Raw genomic sequence first — 14785 nt, forward strand, 5'->3', positions numbered from 1 at the left:
GAAAATCATGAACGAGAAAAACTTTGAATACCTAAAAGACCAGGTCAAATATTCCGGCTTTGGCGATGAATTGGAAGCACAGCTCAGGGAGCAGATCAAAAAGCAGCCGTCGGAATTCACTTTGCAGCACCAAACCACATTTGGCAAAGATGCATTGGATTCATCCCTGCATTTCAAACGGTCGAGTGTAACCGACATGTACTTCTTCAATAGCTACACCGCAGCACTCAAACAGGAACAAGCAGCTGAAAACTTGAAGCAAACCTTTTATATCGGCCGGGATAATAATGTCACCTTGAAGGAAGGATACAACCTAATGAATGGACGTGCGGTAAACAAAGACCTTACCAATAAAGAGGGAAAAATCTATAATGCCTGGCTGCAAATGGATTTCAAGCAGACAGACAACGCAGGGAATTTCAAGCTAAAACAGTTTCACCAAAACTACGGCTTCGATCTGGAAAAGGAACTGGGTAAGCTCTCAATCAAGGAGATGGGGAACGCTCAAGACAAGTCGCGAGTCATTGAGTCGCTGCAAAAAGGGAACCGGCAAGTTGTAACTATTTCCGAAAATGGCAACGAGCAGAAACGCTACATTGAGGCCAATCCGCAATTTAAATCTGTGACTGTTTATGATGCTAACCAGCATCGCATGCAGAATAAGCAGTCACAAAATGTTTCAAAGTCTAAACAGCAAGAACAGTCTGCCGCGCCGGACGTCGATGGAGAAAAAGGCCGAAAGCAAGAGCGGAAGCAGAAGAAGGACAAAGGTATGTCAATCAGCGGATAAGCTATGGATATCACAAACCACCTTGACAGGTTCTTCGCCGGGATCAGTGTCGACGCCAGGATAAGTGTTACCCATATCAGCGTCTTCACTGCGATCTTGCAAACCGCTGGTAGACTCGGCAGCAGTACGCTTTCCATGTTCGGGTTTGAGCTGATGCAATTAGCAAAAATTTCCAGCGGCAAGACCTATTACCGGACAGTCCGGGAACTGAGCGAATTTGGCTACATCGTTTATGAACCGTCTTTCAAGAAGAACCGGCCCAGCACCATCACATTGCCTGAGCAATCAGTCTAAATCTGTACAGAAATGAATATTGAAGTCATCACCAAAGAGGATTTGCAGGTACTAAAAAGGGAGCTTTTGGAAGATTTAAAACAGATTCTCAAAGCTACCCAGACAAAGCCACATCAATGGCTCAAAAGTGCCGACGTGCGTAAAATGCTTAATATTTCGGCGGGTACACTTCAAAACCTGCGAATTACCGGCCATTTGAAACCCAACAAGATCGGAGGATCATTTTACTACGCACTCGGGGATATTGAGAACCTCTTGCTCCCCGAAACAAAACGAAAGAAATAATGGAAAGATCTATTTCAAAATATCTCACGAAGATCCTGAAAGACAACGGGGTGAAAGTCTGGCACGTGGGGACTTACCTGGCATTGGTGCTGATCTGGGACAGGAACCGAAAGTCTAGTCCATTTCAGGTTACCCGCAAATTGATCATGCAACTGGCAATGACACGAAGTTCGGCAACCTATCACAAATATCTTAAAGAGTTAGAGGTACTGGGCTACATTCATTATCAGCCGTCCTTTCACCCCAAACAAGGTAGCAAGGTGTGGCTGCTAGACTGAGCATAAATTCTGTGCAAGCCTGTATCAGATCTGGAATCGCGTAGCTGACAAATTTACCTTGTAGCGAAATCTGAACCAAACTTTAATTTGATATGATCTTGGCTTTCAACATCACCTCGGTAATGATGTATGGTTTTGTTCTCCTCGCGACCGGGATCGCTATCCGGTTTGTTGTAAACAGGCGAAGGTTCAACCGGCGGGGAATTGGCGGCGCTCAATTCTATGACAGCTATTGGAGCTCCGTCCTTATATCAACCTTGGAAGGTTTATCAATGCTCGCTTCCGCAGGGTGTATTGTGGTAGGGCTTTTGCTATTTTTCATTGAGCTTTTCAACAGCCATTGATTTCATAATTCCTCAAAAAAATCCGCCTTCGGGCCGGAGCTGGTCAAAGCTTCGGCCCGAAGGCGGATTTTTTTGAGCAAATCAATTAGTGGATTTTAGCGCCCACCAAACCAGTACAGGCTGGAAAAATAAACGAGCGAAACGCTTTTGATCTGTATCCAGACCGAATGCATCCCGGTGCTCGGTGTATTGGGCGATATTACCGGGGAAGATCGCAGTGAAAAATGAAGCAGCTACTTTGCCAACCGTTTCACGGTACTTTTTCGGGGCTGCCACCAGCGCGGCACCCATGCCAATCTCTACCAACCCGGAATAGACAACCGTATCATCCTTTTTTAACGGTACAAAGTCCGGTACCTGCGCTTGAAATTCCTTCCGTGCAAAAGTTAAGTGGCTGATGCCCGCGTAAATCAATCCCGCACCTAGCAGGAGCCGTCCCGCTGTTTTGATATTATCCTCGTTCATAGTTGTCGATGTTTTCAAGCCATCCGAAAAGAACCATACCCGCCCCGCTGACGGGGCGGGCGAAAATTTGGTCAATTCAGGCTTAGGCAATCTATACCATGCAAGGCAAAATCCGCACAAAGGTTAAAAGCAGCTTGCCCGCGAAGCTGCGCTGTACCGCCCAATACAATCGATTTCAATTTTGATTCATCGTCAGCAAACTTGCGTACGTGTTGGAAATAGCCTGTTATGGCATTGTATGCACCGAAAACGGTCCCCATGGTGGTTGGCATCTGCTGCGTCGGATTGCTTAATGCATATTCATATACATCTTCAACAATGTTAACAAACTGGGTGGATAGGGCGTTGGCTTTGCCGTCACGAACATTTGCCAATACCTCCTTATTGGGAGCCATTGCAATTTCAATCAATTTTTTAAGCTGCGGATCTGTGATTGGCTTCTTCGCCCATTGATTGAAGATTTCGCCAACCTCATCGCTGAACCGGTTAGCTATCCCCATTACTTTGTGGGCGGAGCGGAGCCGTTCCGAGGCATTGCTCGTATGACGAATTTTAACAACATTGGTCATATTTTTCATTGCAGCGTTGAGAGTGTTAGCACAAACAATCCTAATCGGGGTGAATGCTGCTGTGATACTACCGCTTCCATCATGCGAGGTTGTGAGGAAAAGATACTTTTCGATCAAATCATCGGATCCAACGTGAATATAACCGGGCATTTTAGCTGTGATAAATATCCGCTCACCTTTGCCTAGTGCTCCGGCAGTTTCGTATAAAATTCCATCCCCCCCGACTATACTATCAAAGAAAGTGAACGCGTCGCGATTCTGTACAATTTGGTATTCCCGCCCAACCACTCCCAGGACAGCCTTTGTATCTGTGCGCATCGTTGCGAAGTATCCGCCAACCGGAACAGTTTGCTGTGCCTCCACGTTTCCTGCATTGCAAAGACTGGCCAGAAGTGGCACTTTATCAACTTGATAATCAAGCCCTGCAAACGCGATCGCTTCGCTACTTGTCGGATACTGCTCGACGATTTGGCCTAGTCCGTGCCACGCTTTTTCTTTTACTGAGAAGAAAGAGAAGTTACCAGTGCTTTCGTTGAAATTCAGATTGTGAGCCATGATTTTGACATGTTAGAAGTTAGAAAATCGTTTTCTTTCTTCCTCTCGCTCCCTGAAAATGAATGTTTGACAAAGAAAAAGCGAGAAAAAGAAAGCCCTTCTAACAGTGGCCCTCAACAGCCAAAAGGAAACGGAATAAGTGCCCGGACGGGCTGGCAGCTTAAATTTTTGAAGTTGATCTCGATAGAGAAAGCCGCCATTATGCCGTAAGCTTTTGGCGGCTTCTAACAATCCTGAAAACTAGGGCCACTTATTTAGCTGCCCTTTTGCCGAGTTTGTTTGTCAAATGTTGAATTCTTTTGGAACCCTACTCTTCTTTGCCAATACAGCACCCAATGCCTTCATATCTTCACCGACCTTTTTATCAATCACCTTCGCGTAATGCTGAGTTGTGCGGATATTCTTGTGACCCAGCACTTTAGATACACTTTCAATCGCTACTCCATTCGCCAGAGTAACTGTTGTCGCGAAGGTGTGGCGGGCAAGGTGAAATGTGATATTTCTATCGATATGGCACAAATCCCCAATCTCTTTTAAATATGAATTCATTTTCTGATTAGATAATACGGGTAGCAACTGATCCGCAACGGCGCATTGAGCGTGGTCTTTATACTTATCAAGGATTTTAGCGGCCGAATCGAGAAGCGGGATTCGTGATGCCGTGTCTGTTTTCTGCCGCTTTAGTGTTATCCATCGATTTTTGTCAACCCCTAGTATGACCTCGCTTCGTTTAAGTTTGTATACATCTGCATAAGAAAGCCCAGTGTAACAACAGAACACAAAGATGTCTCTCACCTGATCCAAGCGTGTAGTTGGCATCTTCTTCGACATAATTGAAAATAATTCTGCCTCAGAAAGGACCTCACGATCCACATCATGCTTACCCAATTTAAACGATACAAATGGGTCTCTAGGAAGCCAGCCGCGTTTAACGCAGGACAAAACAATTTTTTTGAAATTTGCCAGATATTTCATGGTTGTATTATGGTTACAACCCCGTTGACTTTTCAACCAAAACTCATAATCCGCTATGAAGTCAAAATCAAGCTGGGTGATTTCCAAATCATCACATTGATACTTCCAACGGATAAACGCTCGCGAATGAAGAAGCGAAGTCTCATATCGGATGTATGTATTTTTCGAAAATTCTTTTCCGATCAAAGCACGTACCCTATCGTTGTGTTGCTGGAACAACTGTAAAACCATCCTCTTCTCTTCTACGGAACCGCTGAGCTCTGCCTTTATTTGCTTACAGGTTATTGTACCACCCCTCGTAGCCAGCTCACGATAGATTTCATAAACCTTACCTTGAAGTATATCAAGATACGCGTTCAGCTTTTTAATCTCCTCTTTGTTCCCGGATGCCCGTCCCGATGAAGAGTTCCAACGAGCTGGTTCGCACTCCGACTTCACAGCGATCTCAGCCCGCTTTCCGTCGATGGTAATTCGCATGTATACTGGCAACTTTCCTTTTGTTTGCCCAGTTCTCTTTTTAAGGTAAAAGAGTAAACCAAAACTTTTTGTCAACATACCATTCTTGATTAAGTGGTAAAGAAACTTTCTCTGTCGACTAAAATCAAGATGCTCACGACGTGAACAGGCTATGAATCAGACCGTTACTACCGATGTGGTGAGCTAATTATTAACGTCAAATTTGCTCACCGAAACGCTCACCCAAACTTTGAGAATTTTTGAAAGTTTTGGTACGGCCGAATAATGAAAAAAGTCTGCAAATCAACGATTTACAGACTTTTGATAGCTTTTACAATTGCTTTTGGTGGAGATGGAGGGAGTCGAACCCTCGTCCAGAACAGGGAAAACCTGCGCCTTCTACATGCTTATCCGTGATTCGGTTTTCGAGCCTGACAAGGTTCCCGGCGGACCTGCGTCATAGCCTTAGATACTAGGGTCTCGTTGGTTTTACGCATCAATATACCAACCAGCGCTGCGGTTCGACACCTCTGAACCCACCCGGCAGCACGTGAGGTGGAGAGATGATGGCATTTGCTTAATCCTCCGGATTAGGCAGCCATGGCGTAAGTAGATTCGCCAGTTATTGTTTGAGAATATTATTTCCGGGAGGTACTCTCAACTCCCGACATGCTTACACACAAGCCCTCAGCCCGCTGTCAAAACCGGTCACCCCCATTTTGTTGGTAGTGCAGCCTCAAACAAAGCCAAAGTTTGATTGCTAAAAACTTACAATTTTAAAACCCAGAAAGTTCAAAGCATTTAAAAAAACAGAATCTCATTAAAAGTAAATCACTGGCAAACAATCCATTGCAGGAGAATAAATTTTCAGCCACTCCCCATCCACTCATTCCCCGTTCCACGGCGGCTCATTCACCCATTCACTCATTCACTCATTCACTCATTCAATCATTCAATCATTCAATCATTCAATCATTCAATCATTCCGCGTTCCACCGCGGCTCATTGCCCTTAAAACTCCCACCGATAACTCAGCACCGGAATCAGCCCGAGCTGTTTTTGAACCACTATCTGTTTCAAGAAAGCGTCGTACCGGTGGTAACCCTCGTTTTGCGTTCCCGACACGTTTTGCAGATCCAGCGCAAGTGTGCGGCTGTATTTGCGGTGACCCTTTTTCCAGTAAATCCGCAGGTCCGGGCGGAAGTAGTCGCGGAGTTTTACGGAGTAGATATTGCTGCTTTCAATGGCGAAGTTCAGCTTTTGCGAATATGCTTCGTCGATCGGGCGCTCGCGAAAGCCGCCTATCCACAGGATTTTCGCATTGATTCCCCAAATGCTGCGGTCGCCGCTTTTGATTTCTTTTCCCGCCGTGAGGCTCAGCGTGTGGTGGCCGTTGAACCGCGCGTCGCGGCGCACGCCGGTCCGGTCGACGTACGTGGCGCTGTACAACGAGCCGGTTGCGAGCAGGTAGAAGTCGCTCGTGAGCAGTTTCTGGTAGGTAACCTCGATGCCGTAGTTCCGCGCGGTGCCTTCGTTGACGAACCGTTCGTCGGGGATTTTCTCGATCAGGTTCACCGCCGAATAGTTTCTGAACTCGTCCCCAGCCACGGGAATGTCGTACTGATGCTGCCAGTAGGCTTCCAGTTTCAGCGACGATCCCTTCGGCAGTTCGCGCTGGTAGCCCATTGTGAGGTAATGCCCTCTGGATGGCGCCAGGTGGAGGTTCAGCACGCGGGTGCTCATCCCGTAAGGCGCCATGTACAGCATGTCGTTCTGCATCTGGCTATGCATTCCATAAGAAATCGTCCACCGCGATGCTGCCGAAGCCTGCCATCTCACGGCCAGCCGCGGCTCGATGTTCGTGTGCACGTCCGCGATATCGGCGCGCACCTTGCTGATCATAGCGTGCAGGCCGACTTCCGTCGTGACTGATTCCGCGACTTTCCACGACCAGTTCAGATAAGGCTGTACCGTCCATGAACGGAAGTGGTCATCCGGCCAGTCCGGGGCGGTATCCGAGTGCTGGAAAAGCACGAATATTCCTGCCGAAAGCCTGCTTTTTGCGCTGATCCTGTGGGAATAGGAGGTATTGAACGATATTTTACCCGTGTAGAGATAATTTTTACCTTCAATATCACCCGACGAAAGCTGGCGCGGATACAACGGCGATGCGTCGCGTGTGGTGTTGAGCCCCGAAATCGCAAATGCCATGCGGTAAGTGCCGCGGGTGCCGGTGGGTTGCGTGAGCGTAAAGCCGGCCGCGCCCATTTTATTTTTGTAGCGGATGTTGTAGGCATCCTTGTCGGTTTCCCATTGCAATGAATCTTTTTGGCCTGTAAAATCATTGCTGCTGATCCCTCCAAGCCCGAAAAGCGTGAAGCTGCCATTGCCTTTTGTGGGGATTTCGACATGGAATGACAAATCCTGAAACCGGATGTCCTCGCCGCCGAAATTAACGCCCATCGCGCCGAGCAGCCCGGTGAACGAGTACCGGTAATTGACCAGGTAAGAGCCCTTATTGCGCTTTGACAACGGCCCTTCCGCAGCAATATCCAGCCCGATAAGCCCCGCCTGCGCAGTGAATTCATTCTTTTCATTATTACCCTTGCGCAATGTCATATCCAGAATGGCCGACATCGCATTGCCATATTGCGCCGGAAAGGGCCCGCTCATAAAATAGGATGTACCCATGAGCTGCGTGCTCAGGATGTTTACTCCTCCCCCCGTGGATGTCGGCCTGTCGCTGAATGTCCCCGCGTTCGACAAATGGTTCGGGTTTACGATTTCGACACCTTCCAGCCGCCATTGCATGCTGTTGGGCGAGTTGCCGCGCACCACGAGGCCATTAGCCTGGTCGTTGGCGGCCGCTACGCCTGCGAACGAGGTCGCAACGCGCGCCGGATCGAGGTAGGTGGCGGCGTAGCGCATGGTTTGCTCGGCAGTAATGGCCTGAACACTGTTGAATGCCGGCGTTCTGCTGCCCGACACCGTCGCTTCCTCCAACTGCCTGCCCGTGCCGCTCAGCAACACTTCCTGCACGTTTTCCTTGCCCGATTCGAGCAGAATTTCCGAGATCACGCGCGTTTGATAACCCACAAATGAAACCGTGAGTGTGTGCCTGCCCGTGGTGACGCCCTCAAACCGGAACAGCCCCGCCTCATCGGTGAGTGTTCCCTGGCCATCGAGCTGCACGGTTGCAGTGCCGAGCGGCTGACCGCTGTCGGCGTCCTTCACACTGCCCCGAATGACCGACGTGAGTGGTTGCGCCCAGGCAGAAGTTGCAGCAAGAAGTATCAGTAAAAATATGCGGATCATAGAGGTCAGATTGGTATTTAAAACTATCAGTGACAAAAATAGGCCGAATCGTTGCACCTGCCAGCTTTATTTTTGGACTTGGCACGGCCACTGTTGTCATTTGACAGAAAAAATAGTCGACGGCATAGGGGGGAATGCAGCGACGGTTGTCAGGGATTAAATCAATACTCAATTTAACTGACAACAATTATGAAAAAACTGGCATCAATTCTGGCCTTTCTTCTATTTGTGGCTACGGCCTGCGACAAGGATAAAGTAGTGGATGAAGCAGACCTGCCGGTCAATGCAAAAGATTTTATCGAAGCGCATTTCCCCGACGCGCGCATTTCGCAGGTGGTACGCGACCGCGACGATCTCGAAACGAGCTACGATGTGATCCTGGACAACCAGGTGAAACTGGAATTCGATAAAAAAGGTGATTGTTACAGCATTGAAAGCCGCACCACCGAGAAGCTGCCGGATACGGTAATCCCGCTTAAAGTACTCGAATACGTGCAGGAGCATTATCCCGACGAGTTCATTACCGAATGGGACAAAGACCGCACCGACCAGGAAGTACGCCTCTCCAACAGAAAAGAGTTGGTATTTAACCTCTCGGGCACATTTCTTCGTATCGACGACTAATGGATGTATAAATTGAACGGGAAGCAGGGCATTCGTCCTGCTTTTTTTGTGCCGTGCCAGCGCATTTATCGTACTTTTGCGGCTTCAAGCAAGAATCCCGACCATGACAGTTGACCATATAGAGTCCTTTTTCAAAGATTTGCAGGACCGTATTTGCCAGGCCATCGAAACGACCGACGGCGGAGCGACATTCCATGAAGACCTTTGGCAGCACCATTCCGGCGGCGGCGGCCGCACGCGCCTGATCCAGAACGGCGCGGTGATCGAAAAGGGCGGCGTTAATTTTTCGAGCGTGAAAGGCGAAGTGCATCCGCGGCTGCGCGCGCAAATGAACCTGGCCGAAGACGCCAACCCGCAGTTTACAGCCACCGGGGTGTCCATCGTAATGCACCCGCGCAACCCGCATGTGCCCATTATCCACATGAATGTGCGCTATTTCGAGCTCGACAACGGTACATGCTGGTTCGGCGGCGGCATCGACCTGACGCCGCATTATGTGGTGGAAGAAGACGCACGCGCATTTCACCAAACCCTGAAAACCGCCTGCGACAAGCATCACCCCGCATTTTACCCGAATTTCAAAACCTGGGCGGACGACTATTTCTTCATCCAGCACCGCAACGAAACGCGCGGCGTAGGCGGTATTTTCTTCGATTACCTCAAACCCGGCGAACCCGGCCACGGCCAGGGCCTTTCGAAAACTGAGCTTTTCGATTTTGTGAAAGAGGTGGGCGAAAACTTTGCGCCTGTTTACACGGCATTGATGCGGAAATACGCGGATAAGCCGTTTACCGACGAACAAAAACAATGGCAATACCTGCGGCGGGGAAGATACGTGGAGTTCAATCTCGTGTGGGACCGCGGCACGAAGTTCGGGCTTGAAACGAATGGGCGTACGGAATCTATTCTGATGAGTTTGCCGCCTCAGGCCAACTGGGAATACAACCTGATCCCCGAACCGGGCACGCCGGAGGCCGAAACCTTAGGCTGGCTCCGCAAGGGCGTGGCCTGGTAATGTCCAGGCTATTTCTTTCCGGTAGTACAAATGTCCGTCTTCGACCGTGAGCGGCGATTCGAAGTTGTTGGTGTAGAGCTGCCCGGTGCCCAATCCCTGCGGAAGGGGATTATGGAATGAGGCAGTGTACTGTGCAATCGCATTGAGGCCGATGTTCGATTCCAATGCGGAGGTGATCCACCAGCCGATTTGCAGACGGTTGGCGATCTCGATCCATTCGCTTGTGGCGGTGAACCCTCCGAGCAATGTCGGCTTAAGAATGATAAACGGCGGCGCGAGCTTTTTCAGCAATGCAAATTTCTCACGGTAGCTGGTAACGCCGATCAGTTCCTCGTCCAGCGCCACCGGCACGGGCGAGGTTTTACAAAGTCCGGCCATCAGTTCGTGCTGGCCGGCTTTCACCGGCTGTTCGATCGAATGCAGGCCGAATGCGCCGAGCCGCTCCAATCTTTCATGGGCGTTTTCAGCCGTGAATGCGCCGTTCGCATCTACGCGCAGCGTGATCGCATTGGGATCAAACCTGCTCCGCACCGCTTCCAGTATCCGGCATTCCTGCTCAAAATCAATCGCCCCTACTTTCATTTTGAGGGTCGTAAAACCCTGCGAAAGCTTCTCTTCCACCTGCGCGAGCATGTTTTCAAAAGATCCCATCCAGATCAGCCCGTTCATCAGAATGCCTTCGCCGCGGTCGGAAAAGCCATTTTTGAAAAGCATTCGCTGCCCGCCGTTCATGATATCGAGCAGCGCCATTTCTACTCCGGCGCCGATAGACGGCAGGTTTTCGGGAATGAGCTGTTCGAGTATAATGCCGAGGTTGAATGGAAAAACTTCCAGATCGAGCTCGTTGAAAATGGTGCAGACATCCGCCAGCTGCGCTTCGAAATCAGGGATATCGTCGACGCTCAGGCCGGGCAATGGTCCGCATTCACCATACCCTGCGACACCCGGCTTCTCGGAATCGGTCACGATCACAATCCAGGATGTCTTTTGTGTAAGTACCCCGCGTGAGGTGCCCGCTTCCTTGCGAAAATGAAGCGTATGTGGCTTATACACAATTTTTAACGGCATGATTTTGCGGTGTCAGATATTAAAAGGGGCACAATATTAGACAAAATTTACGTAATTATGCACCAGGATGAAAGAACTGCGCCTGATAAAAAAAGCATTGCTGCCCCTCTCGTGGGTTTACGGTTTTATCACCGATGTCAGGAACTTCCTCTTCGACCGCCAGTGGCTGGCATCCGAAAAAGTACCCCAATTTGTGATCGCCGTCGGCAACCTTACCGTCGGCGGAACGGGCAAATCCCCGGTTATTGAATACCTCACGCGGCTCTTCGCCCCGCAAACGCCCACGGCCATCCTGAGCCGCGGCTATGGCAGGGAAACGCGTGGTTTTATCCTGGCCGATGCCTCCTCTTCCGCCGCGACGATCGGCGACGAACCTTTCCAGTTTTACAGCAAATTCAGCGGCCAGGCAGTAGTAGCCGTTTGCGAAAAACGGGTGGAAGGCGCGAAACGCATTCTCAGCCTCCATCCCGAAAACCAACTCTTGCTGCTGGACGACGCCTACCAGCACCGCGCCATTCGCCGCGACCTCAATATTTTACTGAACGACTACAACAGGCCGTTTTACGAGGACCATCCATTCCCGGCCGGCCGGCTGCGCGAAAGGCGGCAGGGTGCAAAGCGGGCCGATGCGGTGATCGTGACGAAATGCCCGGCGTCGCTCGCCGATCAGGAAAAGGAACAGATCAGGGAAGATATACTCCGCTACACCCGCCCAGGCGTGCCGGTTTTCTTCGCTACCATCCGCTACGACGTCGCCAGGTCGTACGATGGCTGGCCGGTGGAGTTAAAGAATGTTAAAATGGTGGCCGGAATCGCAAATCCGTTGCCATTCGCCGCATATTTGAGCACCCGGTTCAGCGTTACTGACCAGAAGGTTTTTCCCGATCACCACAATTACACGCCAAGTGACGTGGAAGACCTTATTAAGAACCTAAAAAACGATACTTTTGTGGTCACGACTGAAAAGGATATGGTCAAATTAAAACCAATGGTTGTCTCAAAAAGCTACGCTGCGCGCTTCGCGTACATTCCGGTTTCCGTGGATTTCGGTAGCGGGGAGCAGGCTTTCAGGCAATGGGTCACATTACAGGCCGGCAACCGGTTTTAAAACGGCAGAACGAGTTTCCCCTTTATGAGAATTGTTTTATATAGCTTACTGTGTGTTTTATGCAGCTTCATCCTAACCATACCGACAGCCAGCGGCCAGGTGAGGTTGCCGGGCAACATGCGGATGCCGGGCGGCGGCGGTGGAAGTGGCGGAGGAGGAGGTGCCGGCGGCGGCGGGCAGGCCATCCTGGATGATAGCACGAAAACGATCTACGGGCCGCAAACTACCCTGCATTTTTACGAAAACGACATTTTCAACAACCGCGATTCGGTCCGGTACCGGGTGGATACGGGCCTCACCAACTTTCACCGGTGGATGCCGATGGACAAGGCCTGGGGCAAGCTCGCCGACCTCGGTAACCATGTGACCGCAACGCGCAACCTCTTTTTCCAGCCGCGCGAGGACATTGGAACCCAACTCGGCCTCCGGGTCTACGACGCATATGCGATCCGGCAGGAAGACGTAGCCTATGTGGATACGAAATCGCAGCATACCGAGCTGGATTTTATGTCGGGGCCTAAAAAGACATCGCTCGGTACATTCGCCTACACGCAAAATGTGCATTCGCGGTTCAACTTTGGTATCCGCGCCACGCGGTTGACGTCCAATAAGGTCTATGGTTTTGCCAATACGATTAATTCGGGCGCATTGCTGGGCCAGAACTGGACGTTCCTGGCACACACGAGTTTTTTTTCCAAAAACAAAAAGTACCTCATCCTCGCGCATTACCGGCACCTCAACATGCGGGTGAAGGAACAAGGCGGGGTGATCCCGGACGTGGACGAGAACGGCGTGATCGACAAATACTCTTATGACGGTGCAGCCAATATCAGCGATAATGCCAATTCCTGGGAGCGGCGGCATGTTTTTCACGTGTACCAACAATACAGGCTGGCAAATGGCTTCCAGGTTTTCCAGCAAGCCGATTTCCAAAGCACGATCGACCATTACACAGACCTGCAACTGACGCGCGGGCTGGAAAAGAAAGTATACCCGGCCGCCCGCTTCGATACGACGCAAACGAGGCAGGACATTTATTACAAATTGTTTGATAACAAGGTCGGTATCAAAGGGTTTTACGAAGGCTTCAACTACCGTGCTTACGTCCGGCAGCGGTTTTACGGCATGCGCGGCGGGGCGCAATCGCCGAATGAACGAGGAGCCCCTTACCTCACCTACCGCAGCGGGCTGAAATTCGACAACATCATCGGCGCCTGGCTGGGTTATTATCTCAAAGACTCCGTGCAATACCTCACCGCCGAGGCCGACCTGAACCTGGCCCGGAACGTGGAATACCGCCTGAAAGGCGAGCTGAATACCCGCTGGGGGAAAGCCGGCTTCCAGAGCATCCAAACCGCCCCCGACCTGCTGGTACAGCGGTACATCAGCAACCATTTCGACTGGCGTAACAACTTCGACCCAACCAAGGTCCAGACCATTTACGCGTCACTGGTGCTGAAAACGAAGAAAATCGAGTTTGTGCCCGAGGCGCAGATCCACCAGATCAACGACTACATTTACTACGACACCGCCGCCGTGCCCCGGCAGCTCAATTCCGGTTTCAGGTTGCTGCGGCTAGGCTTCAACTCGGGCATTCATTTGAACCGATGGAATTTTACCACCATGGGTTACCTCACGCTGAACGACAATAAGGACGTGATGCGCATTCCGACGGTATTTGCCAGCGGTGAAGTGACCTTCGATTTTGTGTATGCCAAAGTGCTCTTCATCCAGCTCGGACTGGCGGCACGCTACCGCTCATCGTACCTGGCTGACGCCTACATGCCCGTAACCCAACAATTTCATTTACAGGACACTACGAGGCTGGACCAGAATGTGGTGGTGGACGGGTTTGCCAATGTGCGGATCAAAAGGGTGCGATTGTTCTTTAAAATGTCTTATCTTAACCAGGGAGGCAACTTTGGCCTTTTCCCCAAAGGGTATTATGTTACGCCCGGTTACCTGGGCCTTGCGAGATCATTTTCATTCGGTGTCAACTGGCCGCTGTTCGACTAGCTGACGCATACTTTTGATCCTATGGCTACATCACTCACTACGCTCGGACTGGAACTTCCGACCGATCCCCGCTGGACCAATATTGCCGCCATGCAAATCGGCGACGTGCTGATAGACCACGCGTATTGCGAACAAAAAGCGGCATCGAGCTGCATTTCGCTCATTGTTCATTATCCCGATAAAGCATTGCTCGTTGAAACCCTCACGCCCATTGTGGCCGAAGAATGGGGGCATTTTCAAAGGGTTTTAAAAGAATTGAAGAAAAGAAATATCCCGCTGGGGCGCCAGAGAAAAGACGAATACGTGAACCAGCTCATGCAGCTGATCACCAAGGGCGACCAGGAGAAAATGTTCCTCGACCGGCTGCTCATTTGCGGGCTTATCGAGGCGCGGAGCTGCGAGCGGTTCAAGCTGCTTTCGGAGAACCTGGAAGACGAATCGCTGCAAAAATTCTACCGCGAACTGATGATCTCCGAAGCAGGCCATTACCGCACGTTTCTGGAACTGGCTGAAACCTACGTCGCCCACGACAAGGTGCGGAGCCGGTGGAAGGAGCTGCTGCATGCAGAGGCCGCGATTATGAACACATTGTCGCCGCGCGGCGACCGCATCCATTGAAATAATTACC

Annotated in this window: 15 protein-coding genes and 1 other RNA gene; 10 read left to right on the forward strand and 6 right to left on the reverse strand. The window is 50.5% G+C overall.

The genetic code is table 11. From position 1 onward, the window contains the following. Positions 1–7 precede the first annotated feature (7 nt). Genes DFER_RS11635 through DFER_RS11650 form a run of 4 tightly spaced genes read left to right on the forward strand, consistent with a single transcriptional unit; the run spans position 8 to position 1647 of the window. Entirely contained in the window at positions 8–790 is a 783-nt protein-coding gene (locus DFER_RS11635; protein WP_015811827.1) for a hypothetical protein, read from the forward strand. Between the two features lie 3 nt (positions 791–793). Further along, on the forward strand, positions 794–1084 hold the full coding sequence (locus DFER_RS11640; protein WP_015811828.1) for a hypothetical protein: 291 nt from the start codon (positions 794–796) through the stop codon (positions 1082–1084). Positions 1085–1096: 12 nt separating this feature from the next. Continuing rightward, positions 1097–1369 carry a helix-turn-helix domain-containing protein gene (locus DFER_RS11645; RefSeq protein WP_015811829.1) on the forward strand — a complete coding sequence of 91 codons (273 nt, stop codon included), beginning with the start codon at positions 1097–1099 and terminating at the stop codon, positions 1367–1369. Beyond that, positions 1369–1647, forward strand: coding sequence for a hypothetical protein (locus DFER_RS11650; RefSeq protein WP_015811830.1), 279 nt, complete (start codon positions 1369–1371; stop codon positions 1645–1647). Before DFER_RS11645 ends, DFER_RS11650 begins: the two co-directional genes overlap by 1 nt. A 425-nt stretch (positions 1648–2072) precedes the next feature. On the opposite strand, the gene DFER_RS11660 is transcribed toward DFER_RS11650, so the two are convergent. Together DFER_RS11660 and DFER_RS11665 are read right to left on the reverse strand one after the other, a co-directional pair. Next, entirely contained in the window at positions 2073–2456 is a 384-nt protein-coding gene (locus DFER_RS11660; protein ID WP_015811832.1) for a DoxX family protein, read from the reverse strand. A 71-nt stretch (positions 2457–2527) separates the two neighbouring features. Continuing rightward, on the reverse strand, positions 2528–3580 hold the full coding sequence (locus DFER_RS11665) for a DUF932 domain-containing protein (protein ID WP_015811833.1): 1053 nt from the start codon (positions 3578–3580) through the stop codon (positions 2528–2530). Positions 3581–3589: 9 nt separating this feature from the next. Here DFER_RS11665 and DFER_RS30370 point away from each other — a divergent pair, with 9 nt between their 5' ends. Next, positions 3590–3790: a hypothetical protein gene (locus DFER_RS30370; RefSeq protein ID WP_041735014.1), complete on the forward strand. Its 201-nt coding sequence runs from the start codon at positions 3590–3592 to the stop codon at positions 3788–3790. Between the two features lie 72 nt (positions 3791–3862). On the opposite strand, the gene DFER_RS11675 is transcribed toward DFER_RS30370, so the two are convergent. The 3 genes from DFER_RS11675 to DFER_RS11680 form a co-directional block, all read right to left on the reverse strand. Then, entirely contained in the window at positions 3863–5110 is a 1248-nt protein-coding gene (locus tag DFER_RS11675; RefSeq protein ID WP_015811834.1) for a site-specific integrase, read from the reverse strand. Between the two features lie 245 nt (positions 5111–5355). Next, positions 5356–5727, reverse strand: a transfer-messenger RNA (tmRNA) gene (gene ssrA / locus DFER_RS29580). A gap of 295 nt (positions 5728–6022) precedes the next feature. Next, entirely contained in the window at positions 6023–8326 is a 2304-nt protein-coding gene (locus tag DFER_RS11680; protein ID WP_015811835.1) for a TonB-dependent receptor, read from the reverse strand. 189 nt (positions 8327–8515) lie between these two features. Here DFER_RS11680 and DFER_RS11685 point away from each other — a divergent pair, with 189 nt between their 5' ends. Together DFER_RS11685 and hemF are read left to right on the forward strand one after the other, a co-directional pair. After that, positions 8516–8950, forward strand: coding sequence for a PepSY-like domain-containing protein (locus tag DFER_RS11685; protein WP_015811836.1), 435 nt, complete (start codon positions 8516–8518; stop codon positions 8948–8950). Between the two features lie 103 nt (positions 8951–9053). Further along, on the forward strand, positions 9054–9965 hold the full coding sequence (gene hemF, locus DFER_RS11690; RefSeq protein WP_015811837.1) for an oxygen-dependent coproporphyrinogen oxidase: 912 nt from the start codon (positions 9054–9056) through the stop codon (positions 9963–9965). On the opposite strand, the gene DFER_RS11695 is transcribed toward hemF, so the two are convergent. Beyond that, positions 9933–11033 (reverse strand): o-succinylbenzoate synthase, encoded by a 1101-nt coding sequence (locus DFER_RS11695; RefSeq protein ID WP_015811838.1) that lies wholly within the window; start codon positions 11031–11033, stop codon positions 9933–9935. The genes hemF and DFER_RS11695 overlap by 33 nt on opposite strands. A gap of 67 nt (positions 11034–11100) precedes the next feature. Between DFER_RS11695 and lpxK the strand changes: the two genes are divergently transcribed. From lpxK to DFER_RS11710, 3 genes are read left to right on the forward strand one after another with little or no spacing between them, the layout of a single operon-like run. Beyond that, on the forward strand, positions 11101–12141 hold the full coding sequence (gene lpxK / locus DFER_RS11700) for a tetraacyldisaccharide 4'-kinase (protein WP_015811839.1): 1041 nt from the start codon (positions 11101–11103) through the stop codon (positions 12139–12141). A 24-nt stretch (positions 12142–12165) separates the two neighbouring features. Beyond that, on the forward strand, positions 12166–14157 hold the full coding sequence (locus tag DFER_RS11705) for a putative porin (protein WP_015811840.1): 1992 nt from the start codon (positions 12166–12168) through the stop codon (positions 14155–14157). A 21-nt stretch (positions 14158–14178) separates the two neighbouring features. Continuing rightward, positions 14179–14775, forward strand: coding sequence for a MiaE family protein (locus DFER_RS11710; RefSeq protein ID WP_015811841.1), 597 nt, complete (start codon positions 14179–14181; stop codon positions 14773–14775). Positions 14776–14785 lie beyond the last annotated feature (10 nt).

The organism is Dyadobacter fermentans DSM 18053 (assembly GCF_000023125.1).
Taxonomy (GTDB): Bacteria; Bacteroidota; Bacteroidia; order Cytophagales; family Spirosomataceae; genus Dyadobacter; species Dyadobacter fermentans.

What these genes read in the sequence shown, in the direction of transcription:
- DFER_RS11640 (WP_015811828.1), top strand. Translation starts at nt 794, where the DNA reads ATGGATATCACAAACCACCTTGACAGGTTCTTCGCCGGGATCAGTGTC.
- lpxK (WP_015811839.1), top strand. Translation starts at nt 11,101, where the DNA reads ATGAAAGAACTGCGCCTGATAAAAAAAGCATTGCTGCCCCTCTCGTGG.
- DFER_RS11665 (WP_015811833.1), bottom strand. Translation starts at nt 3,580, where the DNA reads ATGGCTCACAATCTGAATTTCAACGAAAGCACTGGTAACTTCTCTTTC.
- DFER_RS11695 (WP_015811838.1), bottom strand. Translation starts at nt 11,033, where the DNA reads ATGCCGTTAAAAATTGTGTATAAGCCACATACGCTTCATTTTCGCAAG.
- DFER_RS11675 (WP_015811834.1), bottom strand. Translation starts at nt 5,110, where the DNA reads ATGTTGACAAAAAGTTTTGGTTTACTCTTTTACCTTAAAAAGAGAACT.
- DFER_RS11635 (WP_015811827.1), top strand. Translation starts at nt 8, where the DNA reads ATGAACGAGAAAAACTTTGAATACCTAAAAGACCAGGTCAAATATTCC.
- DFER_RS11645 (WP_015811829.1), top strand. Translation starts at nt 1,097, where the DNA reads ATGAATATTGAAGTCATCACCAAAGAGGATTTGCAGGTACTAAAAAGG.
- DFER_RS11705 (WP_015811840.1), top strand. Translation starts at nt 12,166, where the DNA reads ATGAGAATTGTTTTATATAGCTTACTGTGTGTTTTATGCAGCTTCATC.
- DFER_RS11685 (WP_015811836.1), top strand. Translation starts at nt 8,516, where the DNA reads ATGAAAAAACTGGCATCAATTCTGGCCTTTCTTCTATTTGTGGCTACG.
- hemF (WP_015811837.1), top strand. Translation starts at nt 9,054, where the DNA reads ATGACAGTTGACCATATAGAGTCCTTTTTCAAAGATTTGCAGGACCGT.
- DFER_RS11680 (WP_015811835.1), bottom strand. Translation starts at nt 8,326, where the DNA reads ATGATCCGCATATTTTTACTGATACTTCTTGCTGCAACTTCTGCCTGG.
- DFER_RS11710 (WP_015811841.1), top strand. Translation starts at nt 14,179, where the DNA reads ATGGCTACATCACTCACTACGCTCGGACTGGAACTTCCGACCGATCCC.
- DFER_RS30370 (WP_041735014.1), top strand. Translation starts at nt 3,590, where the DNA reads ATGTTAGAAGTTAGAAAATCGTTTTCTTTCTTCCTCTCGCTCCCTGAA.
- DFER_RS11660 (WP_015811832.1), bottom strand. Translation starts at nt 2,456, where the DNA reads ATGAACGAGGATAATATCAAAACAGCGGGACGGCTCCTGCTAGGTGCG.
- DFER_RS11650 (WP_015811830.1), top strand. Translation starts at nt 1,369, where the DNA reads ATGGAAAGATCTATTTCAAAATATCTCACGAAGATCCTGAAAGACAAC.